This window comes from Pseudonocardia ammonioxydans (assembly GCF_900115005.1).
GTDB classification, from domain to species: domain Bacteria; phylum Actinomycetota; class Actinomycetes; order Mycobacteriales; family Pseudonocardiaceae; genus Pseudonocardia; species Pseudonocardia ammonioxydans.
In genome coordinates this window covers 181,667-195,751 of the sequence record NZ_FOUY01000004.1, presented here as the reverse complement: position 1 = coordinate 195,751, position 14,085 = coordinate 181,667, and the positions used below count along the sequence as shown (strand labels likewise).

Annotated in this window: 13 protein-coding genes; 5 read left to right on the top strand and 8 right to left on the bottom strand. The window is 73.8% G+C overall.

Going from position 1 to position 14,085, the window contains the following annotated elements; genetic code table 11:
• The first annotated feature begins 51 nt into the window (after positions 1-51).
• Positions 52-723, top strand: a complete 672-nt coding sequence (locus BM093_RS06325) for a GntR family transcriptional regulator (protein ID WP_245773338.1) — start codon at positions 52-54, stop codon at positions 721-723.
• Between the two features lie 3 nt (positions 724-726).
• On the opposite strand, the gene BM093_RS06320 is transcribed toward BM093_RS06325, so the two are convergent.
• Positions 727-1,197, bottom strand: a complete 471-nt coding sequence (locus tag BM093_RS06320; protein ID WP_093338554.1) for an RDD family protein — start codon at positions 1,195-1,197, stop codon at positions 727-729.
• A gap of 182 nt (positions 1,198-1,379) precedes the next feature.
• Here BM093_RS06320 and glnA point away from each other — a divergent pair, with 182 nt between their 5' ends.
• Positions 1,380-2,801: a type I glutamate--ammonia ligase gene (glnA, locus tag BM093_RS06315; protein WP_093338551.1), complete on the top strand. Its 1,422-nt coding sequence runs from the start codon at positions 1,380-1,382 to the stop codon at positions 2,799-2,801.
• 165 nt (positions 2,802-2,966) lie between these two features.
• Here the strand turns inward: glnA and BM093_RS06310 are convergent, their stop codons facing one another.
• Complete coding sequence (locus BM093_RS06310) at positions 2,967-3,233, bottom strand: GlsB/YeaQ/YmgE family stress response membrane protein (protein ID WP_093338547.1); 267 nt, start codon at positions 3,231-3,233, stop codon at positions 2,967-2,969.
• Positions 3,234-3,452: 219 nt separating this feature from the next.
• On the opposite strand from BM093_RS06310, the gene BM093_RS06305 reads away from it, so the two are divergent.
• The gene (locus tag BM093_RS06305) at positions 3,453-4,514 is read left to right on the top strand and encodes an isopenicillin N synthase family dioxygenase (RefSeq protein ID WP_093338545.1); all 1,062 of its coding nucleotides are present in this window, start codon (positions 3,453-3,455) and stop codon (positions 4,512-4,514) included.
• A 321-nt stretch (positions 4,515-4,835) separates the two neighbouring features.
• Here the strand turns inward: BM093_RS06305 and BM093_RS06300 are convergent, their stop codons facing one another.
• The 4 genes from BM093_RS06300 to BM093_RS06285 all read right to left on the bottom strand — a co-directional run bounded on the left by BM093_RS06300 (position 4,836) and on the right by BM093_RS06285 (position 7,443).
• Positions 4,836-5,270 carry a GlcG/HbpS family heme-binding protein gene (locus BM093_RS06300; protein ID WP_093338543.1) on the bottom strand — a complete coding sequence of 145 codons (435 nt, stop codon included), beginning with the start codon at positions 5,268-5,270 and terminating at the stop codon, positions 4,836-4,838.
• A gap of 34 nt (positions 5,271-5,304) precedes the next feature.
• Positions 5,305-5,727, bottom strand: coding sequence for a nitroreductase/quinone reductase family protein (locus BM093_RS06295; RefSeq protein WP_093338540.1), 423 nt, complete (start codon positions 5,725-5,727; stop codon positions 5,305-5,307).
• A 24-nt stretch (positions 5,728-5,751) separates the two neighbouring features.
• Complete coding sequence (locus BM093_RS06290; protein WP_093338539.1) at positions 5,752-6,471, bottom strand: M50 family metallopeptidase; 720 nt, start codon at positions 6,469-6,471, stop codon at positions 5,752-5,754.
• A gap of 84 nt (positions 6,472-6,555) precedes the next feature.
• Positions 6,556-7,443, bottom strand: coding sequence for a TIGR03619 family F420-dependent LLM class oxidoreductase (locus BM093_RS06285; protein ID WP_093338536.1), 888 nt, complete (start codon positions 7,441-7,443; stop codon positions 6,556-6,558).
• Positions 7,444-7,480: 37 nt separating this feature from the next.
• Here BM093_RS06285 and BM093_RS06280 point away from each other — a divergent pair, with 37 nt between their 5' ends.
• On the top strand, positions 7,481-8,413 hold the full coding sequence (locus tag BM093_RS06280; protein ID WP_245773337.1) for a MerR family transcriptional regulator: 933 nt from the start codon (positions 7,481-7,483) through the stop codon (positions 8,411-8,413).
• 28 nt (positions 8,414-8,441) lie between these two features.
• Here BM093_RS06280 and BM093_RS06275 read toward each other — a convergent pair whose 3' ends face one another.
• The gene (locus BM093_RS06275) at positions 8,442-11,474 is read right to left on the bottom strand and encodes a bifunctional [glutamine synthetase] adenylyltransferase/[glutamine synthetase]-adenylyl-L-tyrosine phosphorylase (protein WP_093338534.1); all 3,033 of its coding nucleotides are present in this window, start codon (positions 11,472-11,474) and stop codon (positions 8,442-8,444) included.
• 115 nt (positions 11,475-11,589) lie between these two features.
• On the opposite strand from BM093_RS06275, the gene BM093_RS06270 reads away from it, so the two are divergent.
• Positions 11,590-12,813 (top strand): FAD-dependent monooxygenase, encoded by a 1,224-nt coding sequence (locus BM093_RS06270; RefSeq protein WP_093338532.1) that lies wholly within the window; start codon positions 11,590-11,592, stop codon positions 12,811-12,813.
• 789 nt (positions 12,814-13,602) lie between these two features.
• On the opposite strand, the gene BM093_RS06265 is transcribed toward BM093_RS06270, so the two are convergent.
• Complete coding sequence (locus BM093_RS06265; protein ID WP_218162680.1) at positions 13,603-14,085, bottom strand: cupin domain-containing protein; 483 nt, start codon at positions 14,083-14,085, stop codon at positions 13,603-13,605.

Here is a 14,085-nt window from a genome sequence, read left to right as displayed (position 1 = left end):
CCGACAAGGGTTCCCACTCCGGGGCCCGGGTGCGTCGGCGATGATGCGCGCGTGCTGAACGACGACGCGCAGCCCGGCACCGCGACCGAGCGGGCGTACCGGTTCACCAAGGCCGGCATCCTCGACGGTTCGCTGCCCGCCGGCGAGCTGATCAGCGAGGGTCAGGTGGCCCGGCCGCTGCGGCTGAGCCGCACCCCGGTGCGCGAGGCGTTCCTGCAGCTGCAGGCCGAGGGCCTGCTCAAGCTGTTCCCGAAGCGGGGCGCGCTGGTGGTCCCGGTGTCCACCGGCGAGGTCGAGGCCGTGATCGAGGCCCGGGACGTGATCGAGTCGCACGCGATCGACCGGGTCGCCGCGGCATCCGACGACGTCCTCGACGAGGTGGTCGCGGCGATGACGGCCGCCGTCGCCGACCAGGTCGCCGCGGTGACCGCCGCCGACGAGCTGGCCTTCGTCGAGGCCGACCGGCTGTTCCACACCGTCCTGGTGCGGGCCGGCTGCCGCAGCCTGCTGCTCGACGTCTACGGCTCGCTGCGGGACCGTCAGCTGCGGATGAACCTGGGCGCGCTGGGCGGGCGGTTCCCGGGCCGCTCCGAGGGTCTGGTCGCCGAGCACCGTGCGCTCCTGGATCGGCTGCGTGCCCGCGACGCGCCCGGCGCCCGGCAGGTGCTGCGCGAGCACCTGGCCGGGACGCGGGCCTCGGTGCTGGGCGCTCCGGCGGTGTAGCCGTCAGGCCCGCAGCACCCGCACGACGATCGTCGTGCTCGCCCGGTCCTGCCAGCCCCGCCCGTCGGCGTCGATGAAGATCACCGGGATGACGACGGCGATCATCGCCGTGCGCAGCAGCGCCCGCGGCACACCGACGTGGCGGGCCATGTCGGTCCGCGCGACCCGCATCCCGAGCGCGAGATGCCCCGGCGAGGCCCCGAGCACGGCGACCATCAGCACGGTGACGGCGTACCAGGCACCGAGCACCCACCAGCTGAGCTCGGGCGTCCCGATCGCCTCCGTCCCCGCCACCAGCACGACCAGCAGGTAGGCCAGCAGCCAGTCGATGCAGATCCCGCCGATCCGGCGCCCCACCCCGGCCACGGAGTAGTGCCCGGTGGCCGGCAGCCCGAACTGTTCGCCCGGGTGCCCGGGCACGTCACCGTTCCCGGCGGGTGATCCGGGGAGCCAGGACTCGATCCAGCGGGCCATGCCTTCTAGCCTAGGCACCACAGCGGCGCGGTCGCCGCGGGTTCCCGTGCACCGGAGACGACTGTGACGGGTGTCGCGCTCCGGCCAGTTTACGTCCGTGAAACAGACGAGTGATGGGTGAGCAACACGGTGCTCCTACCGTCATCCACGATCTCGCCCAGCGATCGAAGGAGCCCGAGAGAGTGTTCAGCAACGCCGAAGAGGTACTCACGTACATCTCGGACGAGAAGGTCGAGTACGTCGACATCAGGTTCTGCGACCTGCCCGGCGTCATGCAGCACCTCACCGTCCCCGCCAAGACGGCAGGCGACCTCCTGGAGAACGGCGCCGCATTCGACGGTTCCTCCGTCCGCGGTTTCCAGGCGATCAACGAGTCCGACATGGCCCTGTTCCCGGACCCCGCCACCGCGCGCATCGACCCGTTCCGCAAGCACCGCACGCTGAACGTCAACTTCTTCGTGCACGACCCGGTCACCGGCGAGCCCTACTCCCGCGACCCGCGCAACGTCGCCCGCAAGGCCGAGGAGTACCTGGCCGCGTCGGGCATCGCGGACACCGCGTTCATGGCGCCCGAGGCCGAGTTCTACGTGTTCGACTCGATCCGCTTCGGCACCGACCCGCACCAGAGCTACCACCACATCGACTCCGCCGAGGGCTGGTGGAACACCGGCCGCGAGGAGGCCGGTGGGAACCTCGGGTACAAGGTCAACTACAAGGGCGGCTACTTCCCCGTCCCGCCGGTCGACCACTACGCCGACCTGCGTGCCGACATCGTCAGCACGATGCAGGAGTCGGGCTTCGACGTGGAGCGCGAGCACCACGAGGTCGGCACCGCCGGGCAGGCCGAGATCAACTACAAGTTCAACACCCTGCTCCACGCCGCCGACGAGATGATGCTCTTCAAGTACCTGGTGAAGAACGTCGCGTGGCAGAACGGCAAGACCGCGACCTTCATGCCGAAGCCGCTGTTCGGCGACAACGGCTCGGGCATGCACGTGCACTCGTCGCTGTGGAAGGACGGTCAGCCGCTGTTCCACGACGAGTCCGGCTACGGCGGGCTGTCGGAGATGGCGCGCCACTACATCGGCGGCCTCCTGCACCACGCGCCGTCGCTGCTGGCCTTCACCAACCCGACGGTGAACTCCTACCACCGCCTGGTCCCGGGCTACGAGGCGCCGGTCAACCTGGTGTACTCGGCGCGGAACCGCTCGGCCTGCATCCGGATCCCGCTCTCCGGCGACAGCCCGAAGGCCAAGCGCATCGAGTTCCGCTGCCCGGACTCGTCGGGCAACCCGTACCTGGCGTTCTCGGCGATGCTGATGGCCGGCCTCGACGGCATCCGGAACAAGATCGAGCCGGCCGCCCCGATCGACAAGGACCTCTACGAGCTCCCGCCGGAGGAGGCCCGCGACATCGCGCAGGTCCCGTCCAGCCTCGCCGCGGTGATCGACAAGCTCGAGGAGGACCACGAGTACCTGCTCGAGGGTGGCGTGTTCACCCCGGACCTGATCGAGACCTGGATCGCCTACAAGCGGGAGAACGAGATCGACCCGCTGCGGCTGCGCCCGCACCCGTACGAGTTCGCGCTGTACTACGACGTGTGATCCAGCGACAGCCCGCGACATGACGACGAGGACCGCCGTGACGGCGGTCCTCGTCGTGTGTCGGGGCTCCTGTCGTGTGTCAGGGCCTTCGTGGGCCCGGTATCGGACACACGTCGGTGCCGTCCGGGAAGTCCCCGGACGGCACCAGCGGTGCAGGTGCGCTCTTTAGCGCCCGACGGCCTTGCGGCCGGTCACCTTGTTGTAGATCACCAGCACGATGATCGCGCCGATGATCGAGCCGATCCAGCTCGACGGCGAGAAGCTGCTGAACCCGGTGAAGATGCTCGCCAGCAGACCACCGACGAACGAGCCCACGATGCCCAGCAGGATCGTGCGCACGATCCCGATGTCGTCCTTACCGGGGACCACGGCGCGGGCGATGAAGCCGGCCACGAGGCCCAGCACGATCCACCCCAGAATCGTCCACAGCATGGTTGTCCTCCTCTTGTCCCGGTTCGCCCATTCGACGGACCGTCGTGACCTTCCGAGTCGATCTCATACCGAGTGACCCACGGAACGCCGATCGAAACGCCGTCGAGGTTATCCGGAACAGGTCACAACAGCATCGCGGAAACACCCCGACACCCGATCCGGTGTCCCTGATCCGTGACCGGGGTCGTCCCGGATGCGTTTTCCGGCGACGATGGAGCCGTGACGATTCCCGCCCTGCGGTTCGACCGCGCCCACGACGACGCCGGCCGGCTCGACCCGGCGTTCGGCGCCGCGCTGTGCGACGCCCTGCACGAGGTCGGCTTCCTGCGGCTGACCGGCTTCGGCGCCGCGCCCGGGCAGGTCGCCGAGCTGTTCGCGGCCGCGACGGCGTTCTTCGACCTGCCTCTCGACCGGCGGCTCGCCCTCGACAACCGGGAGTCCCCGCACTTCCGCGGGTACACCCGGCTCGGCCACGAGATCACGGCGGGCCGGCCGGACGCCCGCGAGCAGATCGACTTCGGCCCGGAGCAGCCGCCGCGCCCGCGCGCCGAGTGGGACCAGGAGTACCGGCTGCTCGAGGGCCCGAACCGCTGGCCCGACGACACCGTCCCGCAGCTGCGCGCGCGGGCACACGCGTGGGCCGAGCTGATGAGCACGGTCGCCGGCACCCTGACCCGGGCGCTCGCCGCCGGGCTCGGGCTGCCCGCCGACCACTTCGACCCGATCTTCGCCGGGGAGCCGCACTGGTTCGGCAAGGTGATCCGCTACGTCGGCCCGGCGCACGGCGAGGAGCCCGCGCCGGACGCCCAGGGCGTCGGGCCGCACGCCGACTGGGGCTTCCTCACCCTGCTGCTGCAGGACCCGCACGGTCCGGTCGCCGGGCTGCAGGCCCGGCCGCCGGGGTCGGGCTGGGTGGACGTCCCGCCGGCGGAGGACTCGCTGGTGGTCAACGTGGGCGAGATGCTCGAGGTCGCGACCGACGGCTACCTGGTCGCCACCCCGCACCGGGTGCTGGCCTGCGGGCCCGGCGCGACCCGGCAGTCGGTCGGGTTCTTCTGGTCCCCGCGCCTCGACGCGCGCCTCGATCCGGTTCCGCTGCCCGCCGAGCTGGCGGCGCGCGCACCGGGGGTGCACGAGACGGCGCAGAACGCGCTGCTGCCGACGTTCGGCGACAACGCGCTCAAGGGCTGGGTCCGGTCGCACCCCGAGGTGGCTGTCCGGCACCACCCGCACCTGGCCGGCGCCGCGCGGGACCCCGGCACCGCAGAATCGGTCCAGTGAGTCGGTCGGCGACCGCGGTCGCGGACCCGTTGACAACCCGCTGAACGGGCTGGTTGACTCGGCTTCACCGTGTTCCGCATCACATCGAGTGACGACCCGTACCGGTCCGACCACGATCAGTGACATTCAGCGAGATGTAGCGATATCAAGTGAGTCCTGTCGGCGCACCGCCGCGACCACCACCACGCGACACCCGTTTCCGCGCGAAGCAGCCGCGCGACCACGCACGTGCACGACCTTTCCTCGGCGGCAAGGTCGTGTCCCCTCCGCGCCCCCGGGCTGACGTCGTCGCCCGGGGGTGCGGCTCGTCCGGGGCCGGGACTACTCCGCCCCGGTGACCGCGACCAGCCCGGCGGCCTCGATCCCGGCGACGGCGGCGGCCTCGTCGTTCAGCGACGCGTCACCGGTCACGCCGACCCCGCCGAGCAGCGTGCCCTCGGCGTCCTTGACGAACACCCCGCCCGGCACGGAGAAGATCTTCCCTCCGGTCAGGCCGGCGACCGAGGTGAAGAACTCCGGCGAGTCCGCGGCGCGGGCCGCGATGGCCCGGTTCGTCATGCCCAGGGCGAGCACGCCGTTCGCCTTGCCCACGGCCAGGTCCGGGCGCAGGTAACCGGACCCGTCCTGCCGGGCCAGCGCGACGATCGCGCCGCCCGGGTCGAGCACCGCGACCGTCAGCGGGTTGAACCCCTGCTCGGTACCGTGCGCCAGCGCCGCGGCGGTGATGGTCTGGGCCTGCTCGAGGGTGATCGTCATGCGGCCGAGCCTGCCATCGCCGGTACCCGAACGCTCAGCGCGGGGTCAGGCCGACCAGCGGGATGGTGCGGCCCGCGGTGCGCTCGTAGTCGGCGAAGCCGCCGTTGTTCTCCTTGATCCACGTCCAGACCCGCTCCCGGTCGCCGTCGGGCAGCTCCCCCGCCTGCACGCGCAGCGTCTCGACGCCGCCCCGGCCGTCGGCGACCTCCGCGACGGTGTCCGGGTTGGCCTTCAGATTGTGGTACCAGGCGGGGTTCTCCGGAGCTCCGCCCTTGGACGCGACGACCACGTACCGGTCGCCGTCGGCGAACCAGCGCAGCGGGGTGATCCGCTCGGTCCCGCTCCTGGCCCCGACGTGGTGGAGCAGGACCATCGGCAGCCCGGTGAAGGGTTCACCGACCCGCCCCTGGTTCTCCCGGAACTCACGGATGACACGCGTGTTGAAGTCCTCTGCCATGCGGCCGATCCTGGCAGCTCCTCCTCAGGCGGGGGCGCCGCCGGGCGCGAAGACCACCCATCCGGCAGCCGCCGTGGTGACGACGGCGACGAGCAGGAAGAACGCCGCCCACGCCCCGCCCGACAGCGGGGTCAGCTCCGCGAGCCGGTCGGCGTCGGAGTGCCGCAGCCGCCCGCCCCGCCTGCCCCGCCGCAGCTCGGTGCAGGCCTTCACCCCGCCGAACAGCAGGAACCACGACAGCGCGGCCGCGAACCCGGTCCGCAGGTCCTCCCCGGCGCGCAGCGCGACCAGCACCAGCACCGCCCCGGTGACGACGACCGCGAGCCCGCCGTAGAGGTTGCGGATCTGCAGCAGCGTCGCGGCCAGCAGCCCGGCACCGATCCAGAGCATCGCCGCCGCCGCGTCGGCGGCGACCAGCACCGCCCCGCCCAGGCCCAGCAGCGGCGGGAAGACGTAACCCGCGAGGAACATCACGACCACGCCGGGACCGCGCCCGGCACCGGTCGAGTAGGTGACACCGGAGGAGTCGGCGTGCAGCCGGATCCCGGTGAGTCCGCGCCCGACCAGCACCGCGACCAGCGCGTGCCCGCCCTCGTGCGCGATCGTCACCGCGGTACGGGTCAGGCGCCAGGTCGGGCGCCACGCCACCACCACCAGCGCCAGCAGCGCCGCCAGCAGGGACGCCGGCCGGGCCGCCACCAGCTCGTAGCCGCGGGTCAGCAGGTCCATGGGGTCCGGGGACACGCCGTCCAGTGAACCAGCGGGCCGGGGACGCACCGTGACCCGGTCATCGGGCGACGGCGGGCCCGGCTCCCCGGCGCGGGCCCCTCACTCCCCGGCGCCGTCGAGGATCTCCGCGGCGAGGTCGAGTGCGGTGTCGCAGTCGCCGGTGAGGTACATGAGGTCGACGAAGGCGTGCGCGACGTCGGTCCGTTCCCGGGCCCGGCGCAGCACCCCGACCGCGTCCGCGGCCGTCGACCCGGCCGGCAGGTTGACCCGCAGCACCGCGCCGACCGCGTCGGCCGGCCGGCCCGCCCCGGCCGCGGCCGCGCGCAGCTCGGCCCACGGCGCCGACACGGCCCGGTCGAGGTCCTGCACCGACGGCGTCACCACCGGGAGGAACCCGTCGGCCCGCTCGGCGATCCGCCGCCGTGCCCGCGGCGCGAACCCGGCCAGGTACACCGGGATCCCGTGCGGCTTGACCTCGACGTGCGACGGCGCGATGGCCACGTTCGTGCCCCGGTAGGCGACCGGCTCGTCGTGCCACCAGGCCTCGCACACGTCGAGAGCCTCGTCGAGGCGGGCGCCGCGCTCGGCCATCGGCACCCCGACCGCGTCGTACTCCTCGGGCGACCAGCCGAGGCCCAGGCCGAGCAGCAGCCGTCCCCCCGAGATCCGGTCGACGGTGAGCGCGTGCCGCGCCAGCAGGGCCGGCGGGTACCACGGCGCGTTCAGCGTGCTCGTGCCCAGCTGCACCCGGCTCGTGACCGCCGCCGCGGCGGTGAGCAGTGCGAGCGGGTCGTGCGCGGCCCGGAACTCTGCCGGGACCGTGTCGCCGCCGCCGTACCCGACCGACGGGTCGACGGCGGCCAGTAGCCGGTCCCCCGTCCACAGGCTGGCCGCCCCGCGCTCCTCCGCACCCGCGGCGAACCGCATCGTGTCCTCCACGTGGGCGGCCGCCTCGCCGAACTGCGGCACCCCGAATCCGATTCGCACTTGACCTCCAGCCACTGGAACCCCCGACGCTGTCCCCGTGACCGCGTCGCAGAACCATGATCACCCCGTCCGTCTGACGATCGGCCGCCTGGCCCAGCGGACCGGGGTCCCGGTGCGCACGATCCGCTTCTGGTCGGACGAGGGCCTCGTGCCCTCCGACCGGAGCAGCTCGGGCCACCGGGTCTACGACGCGGCCGCCGTGGCCCGGCTCGACCTGGTCCGGACCCTGCGCGAGCTGGGGCTGGGCCTGGACGACGTGCGTTCCGTGCTGTCCCGCCGACGGGGGGTCGGCGAGATCGCGCAGACGCACGTACGGGCCCTGGAGAGCCGGATCCGGGAGCTGAAGGCGCAGCGCGCGGTGTGCGTGCTGCTGGCCCGGACCGGGACCGAACCCGATGAGAGGAGCGTGACCCTGATGAACGACCTCGCGCGGCTGTCGGCCGCCGAACGCCAGAACATGATCGACGAGTTCGTCACCGAGGCCTTCGCCGGCACCGACCCGCAGGCGCCGGGTGCGGGCATCGCGGACGGCATGCGGACGCTGCCGTCCGAGCTGCCCGACGACCCGACCCCGGAGCAGGTGTCGGCCTGGGTGGAGCTGGCCGAGCTGATCCGCGACCCGGCCTTCACGGCGCGGGTACGGGAGATGGCCGTGGCCGGCAGCACCGAGCCGGCGCACCAGGAGCAGTACCCGGACCCGTGCGCGGTCGGCGAGCACGCCGGTGCCGCGCTGGCCGCGGGGATCGACCCGGCGAGCGCCGAGGCGGCCGCGGTGCTGGACCGCATCCCGGGCGTCGCCGGGCTCGACGCCGAGGCCCGCGCCCGCACGGCGGACACCGTCGAGCTGTTCTCCGACCGGCGGGTCGAGCGCTACTGGATGCTGCTCGGGACGCTGAACGGCTGGCCCACCCGCGAGCCGGGTGTCCCGGCCTTCGAGTGGTTCGCCGCCGCGCTCCGCGCCCGTGCGTGATTAACGCGGTCAGAGCCGCGAAAACCACTCACGAGCCAAACCCATAAAACACCCGCTCGACGACCTGCCGGGCCCGCCGGGTGATACGCCGGTAGTCGTCGAGGAACTCGCCCGGGTCCCCGCCCGCCGGGTACCCGAGGGCGGCGGCCACGGCGGCCAGCTCCCGCCCCGAACGCGGGAGCTGGTCGCCGGGCCTGCCCTTCACCAGCATGATCGAGTTGCGGGCGCTGGTGGCGGTGCGCCAGCCCTCCTCCAGCTCGCGGGCGTCCTCCTCGGGGAGGAGCCCGGCCTCGGCGGCCTCGTGCAGGCCGCCGAGGGTCGAGGTCGTGCGCAGCGCCGCCACGGCACCCGCGTGCTCGAGCTGCAGCAGCTGGACCGTCCACTCCACGTCGGCCAGCCCGCCGTGACCCAGCTTGGTGTGTGTGGACCGGTCCGCGCCGCGGGGCAGGCGCTCCGCGTCGACCCGCGCCTTGATCCGCCGGATCTCGGCGACCGAGGACGCGGAGATCCCGTCGGCCGGGTACCGGATCGGGTCGATCAGCGCGGTGAACTCGCGGCCCAGCGCCCGGTCCCCGGCGACCGGACGGGCCCGCAGCAACGCCTGGGACTCCCACACCTCGCCCCAGCGGGCGTAGTACTCCCGGTACGACGCCAGCGTCCGCACCATCGGGCCCGACCGGCCCTCGGGACGCAGGTCGGCGTCGACCGGCAGCGCCGGGTCCGGGCTCGGCGAGTCCAGCAGCCGCCGCACCCGCTCGACCACCCGCGTCGACCACTTGACGGCCGTGTGGTCGTCGACCCCCTCGGCCGGGGTGCACACATACATCACGTCGGCGTCGCTGCCGTAGCTGGACTCGCCGCCGCCGAACCGGCCCATGCCGATCACCGCGACGGTCGCGAGCCGGTCCTCCTCGGCCCGCAGCACCGCGTCCAGCGTCGCGGCCAGGACCGCCTCGTTGACCGAGTTCAGCGCCTCGCAGACCTCGTCGACCTCGAGCATCCCGAGCAGGTCGGCGCAGGCGATCCGCAGCATCTCGTGCCGCCGGTACGAGCGCGCCGACGCGGCCGCGGCCTCCGGGGTCGACTGCCGGGCCACGGTCGTGCGCAGCGCCACCGACACCTCGGCCGGGTCCCGGGTCAGCTCCGGGCTCTGCACCCCGGAGGACGTGGCGAGCATCCGCAGCACCTCGGGCGCCCGCTGCAGCAGGTCCGGGACCAGCGCGGACGTCCCGAGCAGCGTCATCAGGCGCTGCGCGACCGCGCCCTCGTCGCGCAGCAGCCGCAGATACCACGGCGTCGAGGCCAGCGCCTCGGACACCCGCCGGTAGGCCAGCAGCCCGCGGTCCGGGTCGGGGCTGTGCGACAGCTCGTCGAGCAGCACCGGCAGCAGCGCACGCTGGATCGACGCCGCCCGCGAGACCCCGCCGGTCAGCCCGCGCAGGTGCCCGAGCGCGCCCTCCGGGGAGGCCCAGCCGAGTGCCTTGAGCCGTTCCTTCGCCGCGTCCGGGGACAGGACCGCATCGGCCTCCTCCCCCGCCAGCCGCGACACCGCGGCGAGCAGCGGCCGGTAGAACAGCTTCTCGTGCAGCCGGGTGACCCGCCGGGCGTTGCGCTGCCACTCGGCGACGAGCACGCCGACCACGTCGCGCCGGCCGTCCGGGCGGATCCGCGCCGAGCGGGCCAGCCAGCGCAGCGCGTCGGTGTCGTCCGCGGCCGGGAGCAGGTGGGTGCGCCGCAGCCGCTGCAGCTGGAGCCGGTGCTCGAGCAGCCGCAGGAAGCGGTAGGACGCGGCCAGGTTGGCGCCGTCGTCGCGGCCCACGTAGCCGCGCGCGCTGAGCGCGCTCAGCGCGACCAGGGTGTTGCCGGAGCGCAGCGTGTCGTCGCTGCGCCCGTGCACCAGCTGCAGCAGCTGGACGGCGAACTCGACGTCGCGCAGCCCGCCGCGCCCGAGCTTGAGCTCGCGTTCACGCTGCTCGGTCGGGATGTTCTCGATCACCCGGGCGCGCATGGCCTGCACGTCGGCGACGAAGTCGTCGCGCGTGGCGGCCTGCCAGACCATCGGTGAGAGCGCTTCGATGTAGGCGTCGCCGAGCTCGCGGTCGCCGGCGATCGGGCGCGCCTTGAGCAGCGCCTGGAACTCCCAGGTCTTGGCCCACCGGCGGTAGTAGGTGAGATGCCCCTCGAGGGTGCGCACGAGCGAGCCGTGCCGCCCCTCCGGGCGCAGGTTGGCGTCGACCTCGAAGCAGGCCTCGCCGGCCACCCGCATGACCCGCGCCGCGAGCTTGGCCGCCGGGGCCGTCAGCTCGCCGCCGGGTTCGGCGACGAAGACGACGTCGACGTCGGAGACGTAGTTGAGCTCGCGCCCGCCGCACTTGCCCATGCCGATGACCGCCAGGCGCAGCTCGTCCGGCGGGTCCTGCTCGGCGGCGGCCACGGCCAGCGCCGCGGACAGCGCGGCCTCGGCCAGGTCGGCGAGCTGGGCGGCGACGTCGTCGACCTCCATCACCGGCAGTTCCGGGTCCCCGACGGCGGCGAGGTCGGCGGAGGCGAGCCCGAGCAGCTCGTCGCGGTAGGCGGTGCGCAGCGCCGCGACGGCCTCCGGTCCGGTCAGGCCGGCCCGGGCACCGTCGGCGGTGCCCGGCGCCGGCGCGTCCGGGTCGGCGCCGACCGCGCGCAGCAGGTTGGCCGAGCGCCGCGCCAGGTCCGGCGGCGGGTCGTGCCGCTCCGGGGTGTCGGCGAGCAGCAGCCACCGGTCCGGGTGGCTGATCAGATGATCGCCCAGCGCGGTGGACGCCCCGAGGGTGGCGAGCAGCCGGCCGCGCAGTCCCCGGTCGGTGCGCAGGGCGGCATCGATCTCGGGCCACGGCGCGGTCCGGGACAGCCGCTCGACCGCACGCAGCGCCAGGTCCTGGTCGGGGCTGCGTGCCAGCGCCCACATGATCTCCTCGCAACCGGGCGCCGGGGCGTCGTCGGCCCACCAGCCGAGCGCGCGCAGCGTCGTGGTCGCGTCGGGGCCGGTCAGCCCCAGCCGGGCCGGTGAGGTCCCCGTGCGCCGATCCATCACCCCTCGATCCTGCCGTACCGGTCACGGTCCCCTCCGCCGGTACGCCGAATGGGGTTGTCGATCGTGGACGGCGCCCGGCAGGCTCGCAGCGGCACAGGACGAAGGGGGCCGGATGTCGGACGTGGCGATCGTCGGCGGCGGGATCGGGGGGCTGGTCACCGCGCTGGCGCTGCACCGGCGCGGGATCGGTGTGACGGTGCTCGAGCAGGGGTCGGGGCGGCGCGAGCTCGGCGTCGGGCTGAACGTGCTGCCGCACGCCGGCCGGGTGCTCGACGAGCTCGGCGTGCTCGAGTCGCTGGCCACGATCGGCGTGCGGACCGCGGAGATGACCTACGCACACCGGCTCGGCATGCCGGTGCTGCGCCGCCCGGTCGGTCTCGACGCGGGCTTCGACCTGCCGCAGGTCGCCTGCCACCGCGGGCAGCTGCAGCGGATGCTGCTCGATGCGGTGCTCGACCGGCTCGGCCCGGACGCCGTGCGCACCGGTGCCCGGGTCACCGCGGTGGATCCCGAGCGGGCGCGGGCCACGCTCGCCTCCGGCGAGGTCGTCGAGGCGGACGTGCTGGTCGGCGCCGACGGCATCCACTCCGTCGTGCGGGACCGGCTGTTCCCCGACGAGGGCCCACCGCGCTGGAACGGCGTCGCGATGTGGCGCGGTGCCACCGACTGGCCCGCCTTCCGCGGCGGCCGGTCGATGATCGTCGCGGGCGGCAACGACGCGAAGCTCGTGATCTACCCGATCGGTCCGGGCGCCCGGCCGGGCTCGGTACTGACCAACTGGGCGGTCTGCATCCGCACCGGCGCCGACGGGGACCCGCCGCCCCAGCGCCAGGACTGGGCCCGGCTCGCCGACCCCGCCGACCCGGCCCGGCACGCGCACCGGTTCTCGCTCACCGAGGTCGACCACCACGCGCTGATCGGTGCGACGGCCGAGTCCTACGAGTTCCCGATGTGCGACCGGGACCCGCTGCCGTACTGGACACGGGGCCGCACCACCCTGCTCGGCGACGCGGCCCACCCGATGTTCCCGATGGGTTCCAACGGTGCCGGGCAGGCGATCCTCGACGCCGACGCGCTGGCCCGCCACCTCGCCGCGGGCGCCGGCGGCGAGGCCGCACTGACCGCGTACCAGGACGAGCGGCTGCCGATCACCTCCGACGTCGTGCTCCGCAACCGCGTCGGCGGGCCCGAGCAGGTGATCGACGAGGTGGAGCGGCGTGCCCCGGACGGGTTCGACCGGCTCGCCGACGTGATCACCGACGACGAGCTCGACGCGGTCTTCTCCGGCTACCACCGGGCCGCCGGGAACGCCCCGGAGCAGGTCCGCCGCTCCTGAGCCCTGCCGGACCCACCTCCCGCGCCTCCGGTTGGTCATCGAGAGTCACACAGGTGCCCCGGCCGGAGCACTCACGTGACATTCGGTCAGTGCCCGCGGGCGGGCGGGCGAGGCGCACATTGTCGCCCTCCACGGGGCGGGACCGTGGTGATCAACGCCCGCGGACCTGGTGACTTGCGCGCTGTCGCCCTCCACGGGGCAGGAGCGCGCAGATCGACGCACCCGAACCGAGCGAGGCGCACGCTGACGCCCTCCTCGCGGCGGGAACGTGCAGATCGACGCACCCGAACCGAGCGAGGCGCACGCTGTCGCCTCTCGCACGAACACCGGAGCCCAGATCGGCACCCTTGGCCGGGCGGGCGACGCCTTCAGGCCGTGCCGGGGCGGGAGCGCGCAGATCGATACGCCGGGCCAGGCGAGGCGCACGCTGTCGCCCTCTCACGGACACAGGCGTGCAGATCGACATCCTCGGACCGGGCGAGGCGCACGCTGTCGCCCTCCACGGGGCGGGAACGTGCAGGTCGGCTCCCCGGACCAGGTCAGTCGCGCGTTGTCGCCCTCCCCGGGGCGGGAACGTGCAGATCGACGCCCCCGGGCCCGGCGAGCTGCACGATTCCGCCCTCGGCGGGGCGGGTGAGCGTGCCGCTCCACCACCGCGCCGGGGGCGCGACCGTGCCGGGTCCGGTGCTGCTTCTCGAGGCTCGAGCGCCCCGGGACTCGGGCCTGCTGCTCCCGCCCTCGATCGGGCGGGAGCGTGCAGATCGAGAACCTGAGCGGGCGGGACGTGCCTCAGTCCGCGCCGGGGACCGTTCCGGGCGGGAGGAACTCGACGTCGTGCTGGGCCGACACACGGACGACCTCGGCCGGGTCGGTCAGGTCGTGCAGGTGGTCGAACAGCCGGGCCAGCCGGCCGGCGGGGCTCACCCAGAACAGTGCCCGGGCGTCGCCCTCCTCGCGGTTGTAGTACGCGTGCGGCAGCCCCTTCGGCATGAGCACGGTGTCCCCCGGCCCGGCCTTCTCCCACTGCCCGTCCAGGTAGAGCGTGAACACGCCGTCGAGCACGTGGATGTGCTCGTCCTGGGTCGGGTGCACGTGCGGGGGGACGCCGGTACCGGGCGGGTCCAGGGTCTCGAACGCGAAGCTGGACTCGCTGACCGCCTTCGCCCAGTAGGTGTGGCCCAGCACGTTCCACACCCGCCGGTACTGGCCCTCGCCCGCCCGCGTGATGCCCTTCGGGAGGGGCCCCAGAATGATCTCGTCGCCGTCGAACAC